The sequence below is a fragment of the Enterococcus raffinosus genome (assembly GCF_018917525.1).
Classification (GTDB): domain Bacteria; phylum Bacillota; class Bacilli; order Lactobacillales; family Enterococcaceae; genus Enterococcus_A; species Enterococcus_A raffinosus_A.
In genome coordinates this window covers 1-18,877 of sequence record NZ_JAHLOS010000061.1, presented here as the reverse complement: position 1 = coordinate 18,877, position 18,877 = coordinate 1, and the positions used below count along the sequence as shown (strand labels likewise).

The 18,877-nt window shown below is 40.3% G+C and carries 21 protein-coding genes and 1 pseudogene; 8 read left to right on the top strand and 14 right to left on the bottom strand.

The features are described from left to right. Positions 1–285 precede the first annotated feature (285 nt). The 5 genes from KQI58_RS21510 (at position 286) to KQI58_RS21490 (ending at position 5,533) form a co-directional block, all read left to right on the top strand. Positions 286–1,083 (top strand): peptidoglycan amidohydrolase family protein, encoded by a 798-nt coding sequence (locus KQI58_RS21510; RefSeq protein WP_216410989.1) that lies wholly within the window; start codon positions 286–288, stop codon positions 1,081–1,083. Positions 1,084–1,385: 302 nt separating this feature from the next. Then, the gene (locus KQI58_RS21505; RefSeq protein WP_216410988.1) at positions 1,386–2,768 is read left to right on the top strand and encodes a PTS transporter subunit EIIC; all 1,383 of its coding nucleotides are present in this window, start codon (positions 1,386–1,388) and stop codon (positions 2,766–2,768) included. Between the two features lie 21 nt (positions 2,769–2,789). Continuing rightward, positions 2,790–3,836 carry an ADP-ribosylglycohydrolase family protein gene (locus KQI58_RS21500; RefSeq protein WP_216410987.1) on the top strand — a complete coding sequence of 349 codons (1,047 nt, stop codon included), beginning with the start codon at positions 2,790–2,792 and terminating at the stop codon, positions 3,834–3,836. Next, positions 3,817–4,530: a GntR family transcriptional regulator gene (locus KQI58_RS21495; protein WP_216410986.1), complete on the top strand. Its 714-nt coding sequence runs from the start codon at positions 3,817–3,819 to the stop codon at positions 4,528–4,530. Before KQI58_RS21500 ends, KQI58_RS21495 begins: the two co-directional genes overlap by 20 nt. A gap of 304 nt (positions 4,531–4,834) precedes the next feature. After that, positions 4,835–5,533 (top strand): hypothetical protein, encoded by a 699-nt coding sequence (locus KQI58_RS21490; RefSeq protein WP_216410985.1) that lies wholly within the window; start codon positions 4,835–4,837, stop codon positions 5,531–5,533. A 110-nt stretch (positions 5,534–5,643) separates the two neighbouring features. Here the strand turns inward: KQI58_RS21490 and KQI58_RS21485 are convergent, their stop codons facing one another. Continuing rightward, on the bottom strand, positions 5,644–5,991 hold the full coding sequence (locus tag KQI58_RS21485; RefSeq protein WP_216410984.1) for a hypothetical protein: 348 nt from the start codon (positions 5,989–5,991) through the stop codon (positions 5,644–5,646). 107 nt (positions 5,992–6,098) lie between these two features. On the opposite strand from KQI58_RS21485, the gene KQI58_RS21480 reads away from it, so the two are divergent. Both KQI58_RS21480 and KQI58_RS21475 read left to right on the top strand, forming a co-directional pair. Next, a complete protein-coding gene (locus tag KQI58_RS21480; RefSeq protein ID WP_216410983.1) occupies positions 6,099–6,245 on the top strand; it encodes a hypothetical protein in 147 nt (48 codons plus the stop codon). Positions 6,246–6,531: 286 nt separating this feature from the next. Then, positions 6,532–6,939 carry a hypothetical protein gene (locus KQI58_RS21475; protein WP_216410982.1) on the top strand — a complete coding sequence of 136 codons (408 nt, stop codon included), beginning with the start codon at positions 6,532–6,534 and terminating at the stop codon, positions 6,937–6,939. A 52-nt stretch (positions 6,940–6,991) separates the two neighbouring features. Here KQI58_RS21475 and KQI58_RS21470 read toward each other — a convergent pair whose 3' ends face one another. From KQI58_RS21470 to KQI58_RS21460, 3 genes are all read right to left on the bottom strand, one after another. After that, a complete protein-coding gene (locus tag KQI58_RS21470) occupies positions 6,992–7,159 on the bottom strand; it encodes a hypothetical protein (protein WP_181235975.1) in 168 nt (55 codons plus the stop codon). Between the two features lie 49 nt (positions 7,160–7,208). Beyond that, positions 7,209–7,649, bottom strand: coding sequence for a GNAT family N-acetyltransferase (locus KQI58_RS21465; protein WP_216410981.1), 441 nt, complete (start codon positions 7,647–7,649; stop codon positions 7,209–7,211). 228 nt (positions 7,650–7,877) lie between these two features. Beyond that, positions 7,878–8,579, bottom strand: a complete 702-nt coding sequence (locus tag KQI58_RS21460) for a MarR family winged helix-turn-helix transcriptional regulator (protein ID WP_216410980.1) — start codon at positions 8,577–8,579, stop codon at positions 7,878–7,880. 380 nt (positions 8,580–8,959) lie between these two features. On the opposite strand from KQI58_RS21460, the gene KQI58_RS21455 reads away from it, so the two are divergent. After that, on the top strand, positions 8,960–9,832 hold the full coding sequence (locus KQI58_RS21455; protein ID WP_216410979.1) for a cation diffusion facilitator family transporter: 873 nt from the start codon (positions 8,960–8,962) through the stop codon (positions 9,830–9,832). Positions 9,833–9,990: 158 nt separating this feature from the next. Here the strand turns inward: KQI58_RS21455 and KQI58_RS21450 are convergent, their stop codons facing one another. The 10 genes and pseudogenes from KQI58_RS21450 to KQI58_RS21405 all read right to left on the bottom strand — a co-directional run bounded on the left by KQI58_RS21450 (position 9,991) and on the right by KQI58_RS21405 (position 18,754). Next, positions 9,991–11,328: an MATE family efflux transporter gene (locus tag KQI58_RS21450; protein WP_216410978.1), complete on the bottom strand. Its 1,338-nt coding sequence runs from the start codon at positions 11,326–11,328 to the stop codon at positions 9,991–9,993. 13 nt (positions 11,329–11,341) lie between these two features. Next, the gene (locus KQI58_RS21445) at positions 11,342–11,623 is read right to left on the bottom strand and encodes a metal-sensing transcriptional repressor (RefSeq protein ID WP_049219731.1); all 282 of its coding nucleotides are present in this window, start codon (positions 11,621–11,623) and stop codon (positions 11,342–11,344) included. Positions 11,624–11,831: 208 nt separating this feature from the next. Then, positions 11,832–12,413, bottom strand: a pseudogene (locus tag KQI58_RS23230) (GNAT family N-acetyltransferase); the annotation flags it as partial. An 18-nt stretch (positions 12,414–12,431) separates the two neighbouring features. Continuing rightward, positions 12,432–13,049, bottom strand: coding sequence for a GNAT family N-acetyltransferase (locus KQI58_RS21435; RefSeq protein ID WP_216410976.1), 618 nt, complete (start codon positions 13,047–13,049; stop codon positions 12,432–12,434). Between the two features lie 37 nt (positions 13,050–13,086). Next, positions 13,087–13,824: a GntR family transcriptional regulator gene (locus KQI58_RS21430; RefSeq protein ID WP_216410975.1), complete on the bottom strand. Its 738-nt coding sequence runs from the start codon at positions 13,822–13,824 to the stop codon at positions 13,087–13,089. Between the two features lie 65 nt (positions 13,825–13,889). Then, positions 13,890–14,600: a GntR family transcriptional regulator gene (locus KQI58_RS21425; protein WP_216410974.1), complete on the bottom strand. Its 711-nt coding sequence runs from the start codon at positions 14,598–14,600 to the stop codon at positions 13,890–13,892. 459 nt (positions 14,601–15,059) lie between these two features. Continuing rightward, positions 15,060–16,391, bottom strand: a complete 1,332-nt coding sequence (locus KQI58_RS21420) for an MATE family efflux transporter (RefSeq protein ID WP_216410973.1) — start codon at positions 16,389–16,391, stop codon at positions 15,060–15,062. Positions 16,392–16,480: 89 nt separating this feature from the next. Further along, the gene (gene deoC, locus KQI58_RS21415) at positions 16,481–17,128 is read right to left on the bottom strand and encodes a deoxyribose-phosphate aldolase (RefSeq protein ID WP_216410972.1); all 648 of its coding nucleotides are present in this window, start codon (positions 17,126–17,128) and stop codon (positions 16,481–16,483) included. A gap of 20 nt (positions 17,129–17,148) precedes the next feature. Continuing rightward, complete coding sequence (locus tag KQI58_RS21410; protein WP_102873131.1) at positions 17,149–17,982, bottom strand: PTS system mannose/fructose/sorbose family transporter subunit IID; 834 nt, start codon at positions 17,980–17,982, stop codon at positions 17,149–17,151. Further along, complete coding sequence (locus tag KQI58_RS21405; RefSeq protein WP_048718438.1) at positions 17,966–18,754, bottom strand: PTS mannose/fructose/sorbose/N-acetylgalactosamine transporter subunit IIC; 789 nt, start codon at positions 18,752–18,754, stop codon at positions 17,966–17,968. The genes KQI58_RS21410 and KQI58_RS21405 overlap by 17 nt, the downstream gene beginning before the upstream one ends. Positions 18,755–18,877 lie beyond the last annotated feature (123 nt).

The following is an 18,877-nucleotide window of genomic DNA, read 5'->3' as shown; positions in this document are numbered from 1 at the left end:
CAGGAGTCAATTCTAGAACATCACACAAGCACCAAGCAACTAAAGTGTTATTAAATTATCAAAGAACAAGAGAATAAAACTGGAGTGATTTATCACTCTAAAAAATATATTACGAGGAGGATCCTAATGAAAACTAAATCCCGACACTCTCTACTCAATCATGCGTAGAAAAATTCGATTCGCATTTGCACGTGCAAAAAAAGTTTCGGGAAAATTGCAGCTAAAACATTTAAAGAAATGTCAGGCTGCCTACGAAAAAAATAATAGAATAAAAGAGGTGATCCAATGCCAAATACAGAAGCAGCTTTGCAGTATGGCTTAGCTTTGCGCGGAAAAATCTGTTACTCCATGTCAAACCGGCTCGGATCAGGTGCCATGGATTGCTCCAGCTTTGTTTTCCGTTCGCTGATCGCGGCTGGCTTTTTACCTAAACATACCGCCATCGGAAATACGGAAACACTCTTTGGCTTAAACGGGACTTTATTGAAGGAAATCACCCGGCAAGAAGTCCGACGAGGTGATTTATGGGGCGCAGGTCATGAAGGTGCTTCGCTAGGATCGGCTGGACATTGCGGCTGGTTCTTGAGCGATATCAATGGAGAGGCCCTACATTGTACCTATTCCAAAGGCTGTCAAAACATCGCAGTCACAAAAGCAATCGGTTGGATGGGTGATTATTCCGGCCTCCCCGTTCGCTATTTTCGAGTAAAACAAACGACCGTCGTTGGACCGAGCGAAAACAGCAGTCAACAACGAATTCTAGCGATTGATGGTTCTTGGGGTCCCGCCACTACACGACGTTTACAGGAATTACTGAATTGCGTCATCAAGGACGGGGTCATCAGCGGTCAGGTCAAGAATCCTGCAAATCAATTTATTCCATCCGTTCAGTATGGTTCAGGCGGCTCGAACATGATTCGCGCACTTCAAGCTTATTTACGTGTGCCCACAGACGGAAACTTTGGTCCTGTCACCTGTCTAGCATTGCAAAAAAGAATGGGAACGAAACGAGATGGCTTGATTAGCCCAGTATCCGATTGTGTGAAGGTGCTGCAAGATAGATTGAATAAAGGACGGGTGTAGATGTTTAAAAAACCCCTTGGGAGCTTATTCTCGAGGGGTATTTGATGTGTGGAAAAATTTTATTTAAAAACATTAAGAATTTTACTGCATTTAGCACCTTCTACAAAAGATACGGTATTTTCAGGAGTTCATTGTATGAATAAATAACGTATTCTAACAAAATCTGTAAATTTATTCGAAAAAAACAAAAATGATTGCGTTTACATTGACGATTTTCTGTTGTATACTCTGTTAAAGGATAAGACGTTATAACGTCTTATCCTTTATTGCGATTATTTTTTAGGATAAGGAGGAAAAGTGTTATGGAAAAGACCGATGTTTTAGCAAAGCAATTATTGAAGCTTATGGGAGGTTCAGAAAATGTACAATCGATCACTCACTGCGCCACGCGATTACGGCCCCAGTTCAACGATCGAAGTTTAGTACAAACAAAGGAAATTCAAGATTTAGATGGTGTTACCGGGATAGTTGATAAGGATTCAGGTTTTCAGGTGGTTATTGGTACGAACGTTGGAGAAGTTTATGAGGCATTTATTCAAACACTAGATACCCACACTTCTCCCGCAGCAGAAAATTTGAAAACCGAACCAAAGGAAAGACATTTTTTAAATGATTTTGTCGCTTTGGTTGTTAGTATCTTCTCTCCTTTATTGCCATTACTTGCAGGATCTGGGTTGCTTCGTGGCTTTACGATTTTAGCAAATGAGTTGGGTTGGCTGTCTACCGAAAGTACAACAAATCTAATGTTGACACTCGCTGCTACTTCAGTTTTCTATTTCTTGCCATTATTGGTAGCTGTGACGTCAGCAAATCGCTTTAAAACAAGTCCTTTCATTGCTGTAGCTATTCTAGGCGCATTGATCATGCCTGATTTTATTAATTTAATCCAAGGTAATGGTGGAAACATGATCCAGCTTTTTGGAATCTCCATTCCTGTATTTAATTACACCAGTCAAGTAATTCCAGCTATCTTAACTGTCTGGCTACAATCTGTTATGGAGCATTTTATGAAGAAAAAACTGCCGAATAGTCTCCATATGATTGTGATTCCGACCATTTTATTGTTAGTGCTAGTTCCAGTTGCTGTAGGTGTATTTGGACCTCTTGGAAATTATCTAAGTATTGGGATTGCCAATATTGTTGGTTGGTTAGCAAATATTAATCAAATCGTAACTGGTGCTGTCATCGGAGGGATTTGGAACATCTTGATTATGTTTGGTGTTCACTGGGCACCGAATACGATGGTAATCATTCCAGAAATCGCACGTACTGGTCATTCGGCCTTTATTGCTTATGGTGCGACTGCTAACTTTGGAATGGCGGGTGCTGCGTTTGCAATCTTCCTACGTTCTCGAAATCAGAAGCTTAAAACTTTTTCTTTAACAGCGATTACTTCGGTCTTTCTATCGGGGATCGTTGAACCGGCTATTTATGGTCTGGGGGTTAAGTTTAAAACGCCTTTGATCGCAGGTTGTTTGGGTGCTGCGCTGGGCGGAGCATTTATGGGCGCCTTTGACGTTATCGGAAACGCCTTTGTTTTCGGTGGATTAACGACAATTCCAGCATTTGCTGGGCCTACTTTATGGGCATATATCGTTGGTCTGGTCATCTCATTTATTGGCGGAATGATCTTAACCCTTTTATTAGGTGTAAAAGATCCTGAAGCAGAAATGTCAAAAAATTAAAAAAAGAAGGGAAAAAATACAATGACTTTACATTCAAAAATTTTAGGAACATTAGCAATGGCCGCAATTGGAGATGCCATGGGAGCGGCAACAGAAAATCTATCATTTAATCAAATTCGTACTCTTTTTGGAGAAGTAACTGATTTTAAAAAGCCTGGAGAAACAGCCTTTGCCTTAGGGAATGAAGCTGGACAAGTTACTGACGATTTTTCACAAATATACTTTTTATGTAATGAAATTTTAGCGAACGATGGAAAATTAGAAAAAGAAACGATTATCAAGGCCATGTTGGCTTGGTCAGATGTACCGCTATACTTCGACCGATTTGCTGGTCCAACAACAAGAAGCGCTATCGCTATGTACAAAGACCCTTCCTTAAAAATGAAACCTTTGCCCGGAGCTGTCACCGTAGACTATGCCTCTAAAGCAACCAATGGTGCTGCTATGAAAATTGCTCCTGCGGGAATTTTATTTCCAAATAATACTGAGGGTTCGATAAATGCAGCAATATCAATCGCACAAGTAACCCATGATAACTCATTGGCAATTTCCGGCGCGTGTGCTGTCGCAGCGGCAACAAGTGTTTCTTTAGCTTCACATGCTACAGTTAACGATGTGCTGTCCGCAGGGTTTTATGGTGCTGTTCGAGGCGAAACTTTGGCAAAAGAAGTCTCTCGTGAAGTGGCTGGACCGAGTGTTGTCGAACGTATTCAACTAGCGTATACTATTGTTAACGGTGTCGGAACGAAAGAAGAACGATTGCGTCAACTTTCGCAAGTCGTTGGCAGTGGGTTGCATATTTCGGAAGCGGTTCCTTGTGCCTTTGGCATTATCGCTTTAAATAAAGAGAATGTACTGCAAGCAGTCATTGATGCAGTAAATATTGGATATGATACAGATACCATCGCAACCATCGTTGGTTCTATGGTGGGAGCTTTTATTGATCAATCTAATTCGCAATTCCAATCTTTATTAGAAATTGTCCAGTCTGCCAATGATTTTAATCTAGTTCAACTAGCAAATTCATTAGCAGATGTGGTGGGGTTTCATGAAGGGAAACAGTGTTAAATATTTAGCAATTTATGAAGAGTTAAAACAAGAAATCATTAACGGCGTATACACAGTTGGAGATGCATTCCCTGCTGAACCTGAGCTGCAGCAACGCTTCAGTGTTAGTCGAATCACTGTTCGGAATGCAGTCAAGCTGTTAGTAGATGAAGGCTATTTACAACGCATTCACGGTGTGGGTACGATTGTATTGAGTCAGAAAGAATCGCTTCAATTACAAACTTTACTGAGCTTTACCGAAGAGAACAATGATCGTGATGCACATTCGTCTCTGTACTCCTTTACTGAATCGATAGTTGCAGATCCAACGGTTTGTTCACATTTGGAGTTGCCAAAAGGCGCAAAAGTTAGCTGTCATGAACGAATTCGTTGGGTAGATGGAATTCCCATCAGTTTCCAAAGAGTGTATTGTCCTTCGTTCATTGAATTGTCAGCAGATGAACTTGAAGCCCCCGATGCTTCTTTATACAAATTATTGCGAGAAAAGGGCTTTATAGTAACAAAAGCTCAAGAAACGATCGAGTCAGTCATTTCAGATAAGCAACTAGCCAAATGTTTAGAGATAGAAGAAAATAAACCATTATTGTATGTTGAAAGAGTTACACGAGACCAAAAGGATCGGTTAATCGAGTATACCGAATTCTTCTATCGCGGAGATCGTTATCGTTACAATATACAGTTGCAGGTTCCATAAAAGAAATGAGCATTCCTCTGCCTTAAGGTAAAGGAATGCTTTTTAGTTTTCTATCCATTAAGTATGAAAACAATCATTTACCGCCCCTTAAAAAAACACATATCAAAATAATCAATAGGCATTAATATTATGAAGATTAATGAAGGTGTTTTTTTGATTCATTTGCTTTAAAATAATAGTTACCTGAATTTGTGATCTATTTCATTTGCTATCATTTGGAGAGTAGTAGCGTTCTTTCACTTTGTTCGACTTGCAACTTGATTATCGCATTTTACAGGTAATTTACTAAAAAAGGATTGAGAAAATGTTAAAAAAAATGAGCGGAATACTCTTACTCGCAATAATCTGTATGCTATTTTTAACAGGATGCAATAACAAAAAAGAAACTGCTAAAGAAACAAAACCACCTGAAACTACAATTACTAAACAAAGCAGCACAAGTACCTCTAAAAATAACAATAGTATTAAAAATACTGAATCGACTACCAGTTCTAGCAACTCCGCCAACAGCGAATCAGTAGAATCCTCACAAAGTTCTAGCAGCGCAGAGTCATCTTCCAGCAGTACCAACTCATCAGAAAGTGTACCTGTTAATAATGTGGCACCGTATGCGGTAGATATGACTCAGATAAGTAACCCTGCTACCTTTAAATTACGGGGAGTAAACGTTCCTCCTTCGATCACTTTGCAAAACAATGGCGGAACGATTGTAACCTTTGCTAGTCGTCAGTCAAATTCTGGAGATCAATTCGCCGCTCAAGTCGCTACGATTCCTACAAAAGAAATTCGTATTTTCTCTAATGATGGCAGCGGCATTCGAACAGTTAAAGTAAACACCCAAATCACACTGACAGAACATCTTGTAGGCAACGGTATGCAAGCTCAAGGCAATATGATGTATCTAATCAATAATAAGAATGGTGGATTATCCCTCATCACTCCTAACTATGCGGGGAATGTAGATCCTGATCAAATGGATGTCATGTTAGAAGCCGTGCAATAAAAAAGAAAGAAATCAGATAAAAAGACGTCCCAAACTCAAATTACGAGTTCGAGACGTCTTTTGTCTACAGTCTGGAGCTGCGAAAATGCTAGTCACAGCTTTTTTACCCGCTAAACGATATTCTCTCCTAAAATTATTTTAGGCATCGTGGTTAAGCAGCGGTTCCAACGTTTATAGAATTTTTCTAAAGCCACTTTGGAGATTCGCGCATGCGTCTCTTCATCCTCTAACACCCAATATAAAACGTAGGTTACCTTGCCAACATTTCTTGTAAGGCGAATCGGAGGTTCTCCCGCTTTTACCGCATTGAAATCCTTTTGCCGATGCGTACGCTTTATATAGTGGACATCAACGACCCCGTCTTGCTCTAAATAAAACGCCGCAACTTCCTTCATTAACTCCTCGATTTCTTCCTGCTTAGTTACTTTGGCTTCATAAATACAGATTTCATTGAACATTTAAACTCCTCCTCAATCTCCTATTTTCTAAATTATACCAAAAACAAACCAATTGACGTTTTCACGCTCAATCGACTATTCTTTGCTAAAAGAAAAGAGGACAAAAAATGAAGTACGTAATCTTTGGATTGGAAATCATCGCCATCATTCTCTGGCTGTTGTTTGGTCAAAAGTCGTTACTCGCAGCAATCATTGGGATTATTGTGATCATTCTTATTTCTCAATTACTGCATCAGGTGTTTCACGCAAGGTAAAACGAAACAGTGGATAAGTATCCGCTGTTTTTTTGTGCTTCTGAAAATCTTCTTGTCGATAACTCCTTTATAAAAGCAATTCTGATCTGTATTTAGCAAGGGCATCTGCAGTTGATTGCTCTCAGAAATCAAACGAACTAATTTTTTTCGAAGTGGTTGTTTCTATCGCTTGTTTCACAGATAATGATATTAGGTGTTTGTTGAAAGAATATTCGTCCAGTTTTTTCTTCTAATAAAATTGGATGATCTATCGTAAAAAAAAATGAAATGAAAAAGGAGTGGTCCTATGTTTCATGTTGTATTGATCCTATTTCCCCTCATTCTTTGTGGCATTATTCTTCCGATTCTTTTATTTGGGTTATCTTCGATTCTGATCAGTATTTTTGGCGGAACAGCCTCGGCGCTTCTGATCAAAAATAAAAAGGCCCGATCGTTGCTGTTTATCGGCTTCACAATTCTGTCTCTTTTGGGGGTCTTATGTTTATTTCCTTTTGTCGCAATTTATACACCTTTGCCCTTTAGCTACTATCCGTTCTTTTGTAATGTACTGATTGCTTTAATGGGGATCTTTTCCATTCTAGGAATTACCAGCTCCCGTTCAATCCAGAACAACCTGGTTAAACGAGTGGTCATCGTGCTTTTTAGCATCGTAGTTGGTATTGTCGGCATCGTTTTTTTGCTACAAATTCTCTAACGTAAAAAAAGTTTTGAGAAGGACACATGTGTGTTCTCTCAAAACTTTTTTATTAATTCAAATCGTACAACTCATGATATTTTTGATAATTCACCATTCCAAGTGTCGTGGTGAAGAGTCGTGATTTAGCTTCTAATTCGACACGAATTTTTTCAAATTCCTTGCCTGTATGCTTCTTTGGTTCGTTTTCTTTTCTTCTCGGATCAAATAACTCCTTCATAACAGATTTCCTCCTTTTTCATAACACTGAGAGGCGGGCAATTGTTCGACTAGTTTTCAGAAAAAACGGGCACTTCTACTGTTGGCAATGTCTTCATCATCCATAAAAATTCAATCTCATGCTTTTTAAATGAATGCAATACACGACGGTAATCACGTTTCATATAAAACAGTTGCGCTGTTTTGCGTCCTGTTAAAATAATGCGCAAATGTCCATGCTCTTGGGCAAATTCTTCTAAGCTGTTCATCAGTTGATCACCAATGTGCTGGCCCTGATATTCTGGTGCTACTGCTACTTGACGCACACGGGCAATCCCAAAAGGATATAATTGAATCGCCGCAGTTCCAACAACCTCATCGTTTTCGATGGCGACAAAAACGTGTAAATTCTTTTCATTGTCCCAGTCAATTTTTCCACCTAAGACTTGTTTACGCAATTTCACTGCGCTCGTGTGTTCCTTACTAAATAATTCAGCCATTTCAATCTTCATAATCAACGACCTCCTTTTTCATATTAAAGAATTAATTTTTCCTCGGAAAAATTAGTTTGATTTTCAAGCCGTATATCATTCCACTAGTTGTTCTTTTGGTGAGGGTCATTACTCTTTTATTCATTTCCTAACCGTATAAACTGCTAAAAGTGGAACTGACATCCTTTTTCATATTAAAGAATTAATTTTTCCGAGGAAAAATTAGTGTGATTTTCAAGCCGTATATGTTTACCAATTTTCCCAATCTTTATCTTTGGGCTGATCATGCGGGTCTTTTTTTCGAGGGTCTTCTTTCGGACCTCTAGGATGCTCTGGACCGAATGGACCTGGGCCAAAGCCGTCTCTGCCGAATTGATTACGCATTTGTTCTCTCCACGCCCGCTTCATTTGGCGGCGTTCAGCTTGTGACATTCGACCAAACTCTTTCATATGAGGCTCGAATTGGAGCTTCATCGCTTTTAACGCTTCAATCGCTTCAAATGGATCATTTGGAAATTCAGGTCGACCGCCGAAATCTTCGCTCCAGCCATCAATCACCTTATTCAGTAATTGATCCAAAGTATGTAATTCTTCATCCGTCAAGCCGGCAAAAAATTCTTCCGAGCGTTCTTGTGGCTTGTTTAGATTAGCCTTCTCGCGGCCGATCTCCGTGATATAGATTCGTTTAATCCGCTTATCCTGTTCATCTTCGCGACGTTCGATTTCTCCTCGACTTTCCAACTTGTTCAGAATTTCGGTGACCGAACTAGGACGCATATCCAAAATTTCTGCTAGCACCCCAGAGGTTACACCATCCTCTTCTGCTAAAATATCTAAAACCAATTGCTGTGTTGGCGCACCCTTCTGACAATTACCGACATCCATCAACCGACGACTGGCACTACCTACATAGGATAGACGTTTCAATAATTCTTTTGTATACTCGCTCATCGTCACTCATCCTTCCTTTGTTTCGGTACCTATATTTTAGGTACCTAACTTTTTATTCGAACTTAGTATACTTCGGTACCTAAACATTGTCAATGAATAAAACTGAAAAATTTTTATTTATTTTGATGATTTTTTTATCAATAGTGCTAAAAACCTCTTACATCAAGGATTAGCCGTCAATTTTTTGGACATAAATACTTCGGAATCATTCAAAAGTAGTCCTGAGCAATAAAATTAGCTAAGCTTAGAAGGGTTTTTCATGGCGCCAATCGTAAAATAGTTTAGCTGCCCCAAAATGATTACAGTTTAAAAAATCACTTGTTTTATCGATGAACTAAAGTGTATAGTGATAAAACATTTTATTTTTTGGGGTGTAAATTATGGTAAATAACCGTTACGAACAATTAAAAAAAGCAGAGCTGGGCGCGCTGATTAGTATCGCCGCCTATATCCTAGTTTCCGCTATGAAACTAATAGTAGGCAATTTAGCTAATTCCGAAGCCTTACGAGCCGATGGACTGAATAATTTCACCGATATTCTCGCTTCCGTTGCTGTTCTGATCGGCTTACGGATCGCGCAAAAACCAGTGGACGCGGACCATCGCTATGGACACTGGAAAGTAGAAAATGTCGCTAGTTTAGTGACTTCTTTTATTATGCTGCTGGTAGGAATGCAGGTGCTTTACAGTTCGATTCTTTCCGTAATCAATAAAAAAACCGAAGCACCAGATATCACTGCGGCAATAGTTGGAATTATTTCCGCCATTATTATGTACGGCGTGTATTTCTTTAATAAACGACTTTCCGAAGAAGTCAAAAGTCCTGGATTAATGGCCGCTGCCAAGGATAATCGCAGCGATGCTTGGACCAGTATCGGGACAGCCATCGCGGTTTTTGCGGCTTCCTTCAACTTAGGCTGGCTCGACAGTATTGCTGCGATCGTTGTCGCATTACTGATCTTGAAAACGGCTGTGGATATTTTCAAAGAAAGCGTCTTTTCACTTTCTGACGGCTTCGATCAGACACAGCTAGATCAATACAATGAAGCGATCAGACAGATCAAACAAGTCCAAGCAGTCAAAAGTATCAAGGGACGCAGTTATGGCGCTAATGTCTATCTCGACGTCACCATTACCATGAAGCCTGATCTAACAGTCAAAGAAAGTCATGACATCACCGATCAAATTGAGAAATTGCTGCAAGATAAGTTTCAGATTTTCGAGACCGATATTCATGTTGAACCGAGTGATTAAACAAAAGGCGCTTCGTTCCATCTTACAAAACCCGGATGGAACGAAGCGTTTTTATCAGAAAGAATTTTAACCGGTCGTACATTTTCAGCACTGCCGCATTCTAGGTTTATCAATCTCAGTTTACATGTAGTTTCCGTTAAAAAGAACCTTCCAAGTCACTACTCAGAAGGTTCCTTGATGGCTATTACTTCGCCACTAAGATTATGGTTAAATTTATAGACTAGGAATAAAGAACGCAGGTACAGGTCAATCGCGATCGATAGCCAAATACCAGCGATCCCAAGCCCCAAGTACTTAGAAAGTATGATCACACCTACAACCCGAATTCCCCACATGCCAAATGCTGTGCTGTATAAAGGCGACTTAGTATCTCCCATTCCTTGCAAAGCGCCCGTCGTAATCAAGCTAATCGCCAATCCCGGCTGTGCGAAGGCATCGATCCGCAAGGCAATCACAATCTGCCGCAACGCTTCTTGATCTGAAGTAAACAACGAGGCAAAAAATGGCGCACCGAAAAATAGAATCACGCCTAGCAGTGACATAAAGATCACACCGTATTTAGCCGCCGAATAGCCGTATTTTTTTGCCTGCAAGTAATCCCGTGCCCCAACAGCGTTCCCTACTAAAGTCGTCGCTGCTGTCGCCAGACCATATGCGGGCATATATGTAAAGCTCTCAATATTTCCGGCAATCGAGTGGGCCGCAAAGGTTTTGGCACTAATGCTGACAATCAAACCAAAATAAAGCACCTGTCCCAGCCGCATCACTAACCGTTCCAAAGTTGCTGGAATCGATAAATTGATCAGCGGACGATAATTTCTCACTGTAAACAAGGTTGTCCAATCCAATGGACTTTTAGAAAGCTGAACCTTTCGATAAAGCAGCCAACAACCCAGCAGCCGGGATAAAACCGTTCCAATCGCTGTCCCTAAAACGCCTAGAGCGGGAATAGGTCCTATACCGAAAATCAAGAGATAATCGATCACGATATTCCCAATATTCACCACAACACTAACCTGCATGGGTGATTTCGTATCTCCGGTTGCCCGTAAAATGCTGCCAAAAATCGTCATCAGACCCATGAATATCGCGCCACCGCCTACAACAGTAAAAAAACGCAGCGACTCCTGCAAAACCTCCTCCGATGCCCCCATCACACGCAATAGGGAACCTCCAAAAAGGATCGAGAGTACGCCTAGCAGCACACTGATTGCAACGGTTAAAAGGACGGATTGATTGGTAACCATTTGCGCCTCGTCATTTTTCTTTGCCCCAATTTTTTGGGCAATCAATGCGGAAGCCCCGACGCCCAGCGCGATAAAAAGAGCCAAATACACATTCAAGACCGTGTTAGCAATGCCGACTGCGGTCACCGCCACTAAGCCGATCTTTGAAATCATCAACGCATCGATAAAACCGACTGTCGTTTGCAAGATATTCTCGATTGTCGCCGGAATCGCCAATGCTAAAATTTTATTTTCTTTGAGTGATCGCATACCATCACCCCACTTACAGCATCTTGCTGTATTGATGAATCGCCCGCCGTAAACTTTCCAATTCCTGTTCGGTCTTCCCGCTTTCCACGGCATCCATAAAAGTGTGGTCCGCATGGGCTTCCAGTAATATTTGAGAAATCTTTTGTATCGCTGCCTTAGCTGAATTTAATTGAATGATCACTTCGTCAAAAGGCTTTTCATCAACGATCATTTTCTTGATCCCGCCAATTTGTCCTTCGATCCGATTGATTCGTTTTACAAGGTTGTCCACCTGATGATCTGGTCTATGTGACATAATTTCCCCTCCATTTTTCCTTTGATTAAATTGTCGATATATTAAACATTTATTCTATGCCATATACCCCCATACCCCATATGATTATTGTAAAACTTTCAAGTAATAAAGTCAAAAGCCGCAGTTAACAAATGGATGGCATAAAAATACTGCTGAGGCCATCTTGTATGCTTCAGCAGTTCGCTAAGATTACTATTAAACAATCTTTTTAGATATAATCCGAAATACATGGCGCTTCGTGGTACAAAACATCGTCTAGTTGATTGATCGCCTCAATACTTCCGTTGATCCTTTCCAGCCGATACAACTGAATAGCTGTCTTATATCCTAACAATAATGTACTTAGCGAATTTATCGTCATCGCAATCTGATAATCCGCCGATTCTTTAGTAAGTTGACACTTACCATCCCGAAAGGACACATTGAAGGTCTGATTGTTCCAATCCAACAGCTTATCACGAATATCAAAGGCAATGGTGACTTTCTTCTTATTTGTTTTGCAGGAATATTGTTTAAGGAAAACTGGAATATCGATGATTCGTCCCATAACATACGGACGAACCACCTCTTTGATAGCGCTATCATCTAAATCAAAAGCCATTGGCTCATTGGAATATGTACTGCCACGAACTTCATCTATCATGGAATCATGGGCATGGATATACTCCCACAAACCAGCTTTTGCTTCACGATTAAGAAAAATCATCTCTTTAATGTACATGATGTCCTCTTTCAACAGATAGACCAAATAACCTAAGGGCTGATTTCCTTTACTATAATAGATCGCTACCTGAGTACTGTCCTCAGTCTAACGCCAATACTCATCCCATGCTAGCGAGTTACGGTATAAACACCCATGAGTCTGCTTAGCAAATTGTGCGTGTAGCTTCATAAAATCTTCGTTCTCCCAATCCACTCGCTGTACCTTCCCCTCCGCAGTCCGATTTGCCGGTATCTGCCGATCCATAATGCGGTAAGAAATCTTACTGGAGATTATCTCCCAACCAAATTTGCGGTAAAGAGGGATTGAATAAGGATAGAGCAAGGCCAAGGATTGTCCTTTCTCCTTCATTCGCAGCAGGCTTTTCTTCATTAAGCGAGACATGATGCCTTCACCTGTATATTCTGGATAAGTCGAAACACTGGTAATAAAGCCGATTTCATATGTGTGATCTAAGATATTCATCTTCAATGGATAGACAGCAAACTGAGAAACAAGCTTCTCTTTATCATAACAACCTAAAATATCCGCTCGCTCAATAATCGGAAATTTGGATTGTTTAATTTCCTCAGATTCCCAGCCGTATTCCAGCAACTCCTGCTCGGTAACCTGAAAGGCGTAACGCAGCAACTTATTGTACTGGTCGACATCCTTCGTTGTTAAATCTCGGATACTATATGGAAATTCTTTTTTTGTTGGTGCCACATTTGTCACACTCCATTAATTTTTGACTTACTCATTCCTATCCTTTTTTTGTCGGTCGCTTTTCATTGTAAAAGCTAAATACAGTTTTCTCACAGCTGACAAATGTCTCAGTATACTCTACGGTATTGCCATAACGGTCCTTACTGATCAATTCAAAATAATAGACCGGCGTGCCTACTGCGATTTGCAGCTGCTTGGCGATGCGTTCTTCCGCACCAATGATAATCAACTTTTGATTAAACTCCACTGGTAGATGATCCTTGCTCTTCATATAATCATAAACAGAGGTGTGTTCGAAATTATGTTCATCGATATCTTTGAAAAATTTAAAGGGTACATAGCAATACTCTACAGCAAAAGGCTCTGAGTTAGCATAGCGAACCCGTTGCAGTAAGTAGACATCCTCATATTTGACAAGATCCAGCCTACTACCCAAAAAGTTAAAGGCCTTCAGCAATCCTTTGACTAAAACCTTGTCTCTGCGGGTGTCTGCTTTTTCACGAAGCATCGCTCCTAAGCCAAGTGCATCGTTGCCCCAGATGATTTTTTGCGTATTCTCTTTATGAACAAAGGTTCCGCGTCCCTGAACTCGATACAAATAGCCTTCTTCAACTAAGGCGTCAATCGCTTTTTTTGCCGTCATTCGATTGACCTCGTAAATTTCCGCTAATTTACGCTCACTGGGAATCGCTTCTCCTTCGAGATATTCCTTGTTTTCGATCTTTTTTTGAATCGCTGCTTTGATTTGCTGATACAGTGGCATGCGATAATCCATCTTCGTTAGATCCTCCTATTCTTTCATACAATCTCCATTCTGTTAGTGTGGACTACACAGATTTACTAACAGTTAATATTTGTATATTCAAAACGATCCATTTTCATGTAGGAAATCGAATATTCTACGGATTCACCTTCACGATTGGACACCAGTCCGTCTTCCCGAATTAAACTGGCTCCTTCTTCAATGTCAAGCAAATCAGCAACCTGACTGCTGGCCTTTTCAATGGTGATTGTTTGTGTGGAATGATCTAAATCCACTAAGTATTCCTGCTCTAAGATTTCATAAAGTGCTTTCTTTTCAAGATCCTTTTCCAACAGTGTTGGAGCATGCTCCACTGGAATATAGGAAATTTCCAAAGACACATGTTCATTTTTCACGGTTCTTAAACGGCAAATGAAAAAAAGTTTGGTTCCTAGAGGTAACTTGATTCTTGGAGATAATTCTTTTCCGACTTCAATGGTTTCACACTCAACCAAGGTCAGCTTCATTTCAGTACCTTCTGTCTGGATACTTTTCGAAGTAGAATCTAAAAAATAAACATTTTTCTTGATTCTTTTAGGCGATACAAAATAGCCGCTGCGATTTTTAGCGTAAATCCAGCCCTCATTCAGCAGGATTTTCAAACCCTTACGTACAGTTGCTCGTTGGACATCCAAAAGTGTCGCTAGTTCTCGCTCACCAGGAAGCTTCTCTCCTTCTAAAATCGGCTGATGATCAATCATATATTTGATTTCATTGCTAATAATGACATCTAAAGTAAGTAAGCGCATTTTTCTTCCCCCAGTTTTCCCTTTTTTTTGCATTAAACACTCGAAAAATCATTCCGCCTTAAACCAGAAATGAACAGGACTACCTGCATCTTATCGATGAAAGTATCTTTATGTTAAGCTTCTACTTACTTATTCTTGCTCATTCTTGCTAGTTCACTCAATTTGATTGCGCCTTAGCGAAAATTTCTACCTCGACTTTAGTGCCTAATATTTGGAGATTCCATTTGATGAAACGATTGATATCCAATATCCATTATTTAAAAACAGCTAATTTAAGCTTTTTTTTTGTGCACTATTTTTCTAAATCTAGATAAGCTTAAAATTAATGAAAGCTTCTATTTTAGATATATTTTGAGCGTTTATTTATGAACTCACTCAAATATATCATACTTCTCAAACAAGTGGTATCAAGGTTTTGAAGGGGTTACTAATAAACGAGAGACAGAAATAAGGGGTTGCTTATGTTAAACTTTTGACCCAATGTTCTTTCTTATAATAATAGGTAGAAAGAACAATCTTCAGCAAATAGATTCCTTCGGTCAATACAAAAATCCAGAGTAAATTCAGTTGCAGAATTCGAGCACTTACCGTACTAATCAATAATGGACCAAAGCAGGTAAACAAACCATCCACCATCAGGACGCCTTTCGTATCACCACCAGCTCTTAGAATATAATAAACTGTTTCCGCGTAACCTTGAGACCAACTAATGACCGACTTGATAATCAATAAACGAATTGTCATACTAGCTAAGTCTCCGGTGAGTGAGAAGGCAGATGGAACAAACGGGGTAATTACTAGTACGATGAGACTACCGAACATACAGATGGCTGTTCCAAGCTTGATCATTCTCTTTGACTCTCTTTTCGCCTGTTCTAGCAGATTGCCACCAAGTGCTTGCCCGACAATCACACCAGTGGCGGTTGCCGGTCCAGCAAAGAGAGCATATATCAGTGAGGAGATGTTATCAACAATTGTCAAAGAAGGAATGTAGTATTCACTAACGTAACAATAATTCATAAAAACAACACTTAAAGATAAAGACCAAATAAGCTCATTGCCGATTAATGGCAGTGCCTTTTGAATGATCTCCTTCATTTTAACCAGCTCCAGCCAAGGATATCTGGTCATCAGCTTAAGATCACTTTGTTTTCGATTCAGCAGCAACAGTAGGATTAACATCTCAACGATTCGAGAGATCAAGGTGGCAGCTGCAGCTCCAGCCACTCCCCACTTTGGGAACCCCCAAGAACCATAGATAAGTAAATAATTGAGGAAAACATTTAGAAAAAAAGCTATCCCGCCAGCAATCATCGGTGTGTTGGTATCTCCCTTTACCCGAAAAGCTACACCGCACATCATTGCTATGGTAAAAGGGACATAAGAATAGCAAATAATACGGATATACACCACGCCATAATTAATAATATCTTGATTTTCAACAAAAACGTTCATGGTGATTTCCGGCCAGATTAGTAGGAAAATCATAAATATAGCAGAAACAGCCAGGCATAGATTTAAACCAAAACGAAAAATGCGATTATATTCTTTTTTATTTCTAGCACCATAATACTGAGCGATAAACAACCCGATGCCGTTCGTCAGTCCGTAAATCAGTAAAGTGAAGATAAAGAAAAATTTATTGGCGACACTGACTCCGCTAATCGCCAGTGCTCCTAAGCTGGCAATCATCATCGTATCGCAAATCTGCAGCAGACTGGATAAAAGCTGCTGAATCACCGCAGGAATTGAGATAGTCAGAAATTTTTTAATAAAGGCTTTATCACCCACAGGACCACTCCCTTCTCTTTTTATCTTGAAAAACAAAAAGTGGAAGACAAGTATGACCTGCACTTCCACCTTCCCTGCTGTCTATTTCACTATTTAGGCTCTCCTTCAGTGATGGCCATTCCCGCACTAGCACCAAGAGCATCTGCGCCAGCGTCAATAAAGGCTTTTGCCTCTTCATAGTTGTGAATGCCCCCTGCTGCTTTGATGCAAATATCAGCAGCCAGTATTTGCCGCATCAGCTTCACATCATCCAGCTTGGCTCCGCCAAAGCTGCGACCCGTGGAAGTTTTCAAAAAGGCCGGCTTTGCGCGATTGGCAACCTGACATATTTCTTCTTTTGCTGCCAGATCTCCATCCAGCTTGCACATCTCTACGATGGCTTTATCACGGATGTCATTTTTCCGACAAAAATCCGCAATAGTTTTCATTTCCAGCTCGATTGCTGAAAAGTCACGACGCTCAATCGCTTGTTGATTTAATGTATAGTCAATCTCGGCAAAACCTTTCCCTGAATAACGGGAGAATTCTGCCATTTTCTCTTCCAAAGGTAGTTTTCCTTCTGGAAAATCAACCGCCCCAGCCACAATAACATCTGTACCTTCAAGAAAAGTGACAGCCTCCTCATAATGATCTAAATCCGCAAAAACACAGCGGAATTTGTACTTTTTTGCTTTTTCAAGATATTCTTCAAAGGTATCCTCAGGATCGTCAATATAATCGATGTATTGGTTGATCATTTTTTCACCCCACTGTCAAACTATGCTTTCATTACACCTAAAGCGGCCATGATAATTCCAAACACCATAGTACCAATGACCAAAGTCGTTGCTGAGAATTTCTTGCCTAACATCCAATAGTAAAACCAGGTAAAACCCAGTGCGGTAATTCCCGGCAGGATTCCATTCAAGATTTCCTGCAAGCTGGTCGCCGTTTCGCCAGAACCAATTTTTAAAGAGAACTCTGCCCAAAACATGTCACAGGTCATAGAACCAATAACCATGATCCCCAAGATACCGGCCGCGTACATCAGCTTATCCATCGTGCCGTCTGCTTGAGCTTTCGCCAAATAATTGAAACCTAGATTATACCCCAAACGCGCTCCGTAAACCCTTACAAAAAAAGCTGGGATGTTATAAATTAAAAAGTATAGAATCGGTCCTAAAATATTGCCCTGAGTAGCTAGTGAGATTCCCACACCAAGAGCAATGACCCGTATACACCCTAGAAAAACCGAATCACCAATCCCAGATAAAGGACCCATCAAAGCCGCTTTGACATTAGTTACTGATTCCCCATCAACCCCTTCGACACCTGCGTTGATTTGTTCTTCCATCGATAAAACAATCCCACCAACAAAAGGTGCTAGCTGGGGCGTAATGTTGAAGAAGCCAACGTGTCGCTCCAGCGCTGACTTATAGCCCTCTGGATTATTTTTGTAAATCCGTTTCAATAGTGGTTCAATCATCAGACAAAAAGCTAGGTGCATTTGTCGCGGATAATTCCAAGAAAATTCCATTCCTAGCGCACCGGAATTGAAACACATTCTCGACAAATCTTTTTTGGTGATGGTTTCTTTAGAATTCTTCATCATCGATTACCTCCGTTTGAACGCCAGCGTCAACAGCTGTTTTATTTGCTTCCTCTTTATGAAGAAATGAGAATTTCTCAACAACGATAATAAGCCCTAATAACGCAACCCCTAAAACTGGTAATTCAAGATACGCCGTCAATAAGAATCCTAGGAAGTAAAATGGCAAGATCTTTTTATTTAAAATCATACGCATCAGCATAGCGAACCCTAACGTCGGTAGCATACCCGCAGCAATAGCCATTCCGTTAGTAATAACTTCTGGGATACTTCCCAGAATTCCCTCAACAGCATCTGCGCCTAACCAGTAAGCAAAGAACACTAAGAAGAATTTTTCAAAAACGGTGAAGGATCCCATCAACCAGTGGGTAAAGCGAATTTTTCTAGCATCGCCTGCAGTGGCTCCATCATCGGCAATTTTCAAGAAAACCGGAGTAACAGCAGCAATAATATTACTAATCGTTAATGCAATTAGAGCAATGGGCATCGCCAAAGTCACCGCGGACTCATAGCCTCTGCCGCTTTTAATTGCAAAGGCAGTTGCTAAGATACCGCCGATCAAAACATCTGGTGGAATGTAAGCCCCAACTGATATTGCTCCCATAAATAATAATTCCAGACTTGCACCAATCGTTACACCGGTTTGCAAGTCGCCTAAAACCAAACCAACCAATGGACCGATCGTAATCGGGCGGAAAGTATAAAGCGTTCCCATCTGGTAATCGAATACTCCCCAAACCGCTACAAGCCCCAACAAAAACGCTTGTAAGACCATAATCATTCTCCTCGTAATATATTTTTTAGAGTGATAAATCACTCCAGTTTTATTCTCTTGTTCTTTGATAATTTAATAACACTTTAGTTGCTTGGTGCTTGTGTGATGTTCTAGAATTGACTC

What these genes read in the sequence shown, in the direction of transcription:
- KQI58_RS21450 (WP_216410978.1), bottom strand. Translation starts at nt 11,328, where the DNA reads ATGCGATCACTCAAAGAAAATAAAATTTTAGCATTGGCGATTCCGGCG.
- KQI58_RS21500 (WP_216410987.1), top strand. Translation starts at nt 2,790, where the DNA reads ATGACTTTACATTCAAAAATTTTAGGAACATTAGCAATGGCCGCAATT.
- KQI58_RS21430 (WP_216410975.1), bottom strand. Translation starts at nt 13,824, where the DNA reads ATGGATTATCGCATGCCACTGTATCAGCAAATCAAAGCAGCGATTCAA.
- KQI58_RS21425 (WP_216410974.1), bottom strand. Translation starts at nt 14,600, where the DNA reads ATGCGCTTACTTACTTTAGATGTCATTATTAGCAATGAAATCAAATAT.
- KQI58_RS21410 (WP_102873131.1), bottom strand. Translation starts at nt 17,982, where the DNA reads ATGATGAAGAATTCTAAAGAAACCATCACCAAAAAAGATTTGTCGAGA.
- KQI58_RS21485 (WP_216410984.1), bottom strand. Translation starts at nt 5,991, where the DNA reads ATGTTCAATGAAATCTGTATTTATGAAGCCAAAGTAACTAAGCAGGAA.
- KQI58_RS21405 (WP_048718438.1), bottom strand. Translation starts at nt 18,754, where the DNA reads ATGGTCTTACAAGCGTTTTTGTTGGGGCTTGTAGCGGTTTGGGGAGTA.
- KQI58_RS21510 (WP_216410989.1), top strand. Translation starts at nt 286, where the DNA reads ATGCCAAATACAGAAGCAGCTTTGCAGTATGGCTTAGCTTTGCGCGGA.
- KQI58_RS21490 (WP_216410985.1), top strand. Translation starts at nt 4,835, where the DNA reads ATGTTAAAAAAAATGAGCGGAATACTCTTACTCGCAATAATCTGTATG.
- KQI58_RS21480 (WP_216410983.1), top strand. Translation starts at nt 6,099, where the DNA reads ATGAAGTACGTAATCTTTGGATTGGAAATCATCGCCATCATTCTCTGG.
- KQI58_RS21470 (WP_181235975.1), bottom strand. Translation starts at nt 7,159, where the DNA reads ATGAAGGAGTTATTTGATCCGAGAAGAAAAGAAAACGAACCAAAGAAG.
- KQI58_RS21445 (WP_049219731.1), bottom strand. Translation starts at nt 11,623, where the DNA reads ATGTCACATAGACCAGATCATCAGGTGGACAACCTTGTAAAACGAATC.
- KQI58_RS21455 (WP_216410979.1), top strand. Translation starts at nt 8,960, where the DNA reads ATGGTAAATAACCGTTACGAACAATTAAAAAAAGCAGAGCTGGGCGCG.
- KQI58_RS21505 (WP_216410988.1), top strand. Translation starts at nt 1,386, where the DNA reads ATGGAAAAGACCGATGTTTTAGCAAAGCAATTATTGAAGCTTATGGGA.
- KQI58_RS21460 (WP_216410980.1), bottom strand. Translation starts at nt 8,579, where the DNA reads ATGAGCGAGTATACAAAAGAATTATTGAAACGTCTATCCTATGTAGGT.
- deoC (WP_216410972.1), bottom strand. Translation starts at nt 17,128, where the DNA reads ATGATCAACCAATACATCGATTATATTGACGATCCTGAGGATACCTTT.
- KQI58_RS21495 (WP_216410986.1), top strand. Translation starts at nt 3,817, where the DNA reads ATGAAGGGAAACAGTGTTAAATATTTAGCAATTTATGAAGAGTTAAAA.
- KQI58_RS21465 (WP_216410981.1), bottom strand. Translation starts at nt 7,649, where the DNA reads ATGAAGATTGAAATGGCTGAATTATTTAGTAAGGAACACACGAGCGCA.
- KQI58_RS21475 (WP_216410982.1), top strand. Translation starts at nt 6,532, where the DNA reads ATGTTTCATGTTGTATTGATCCTATTTCCCCTCATTCTTTGTGGCATT.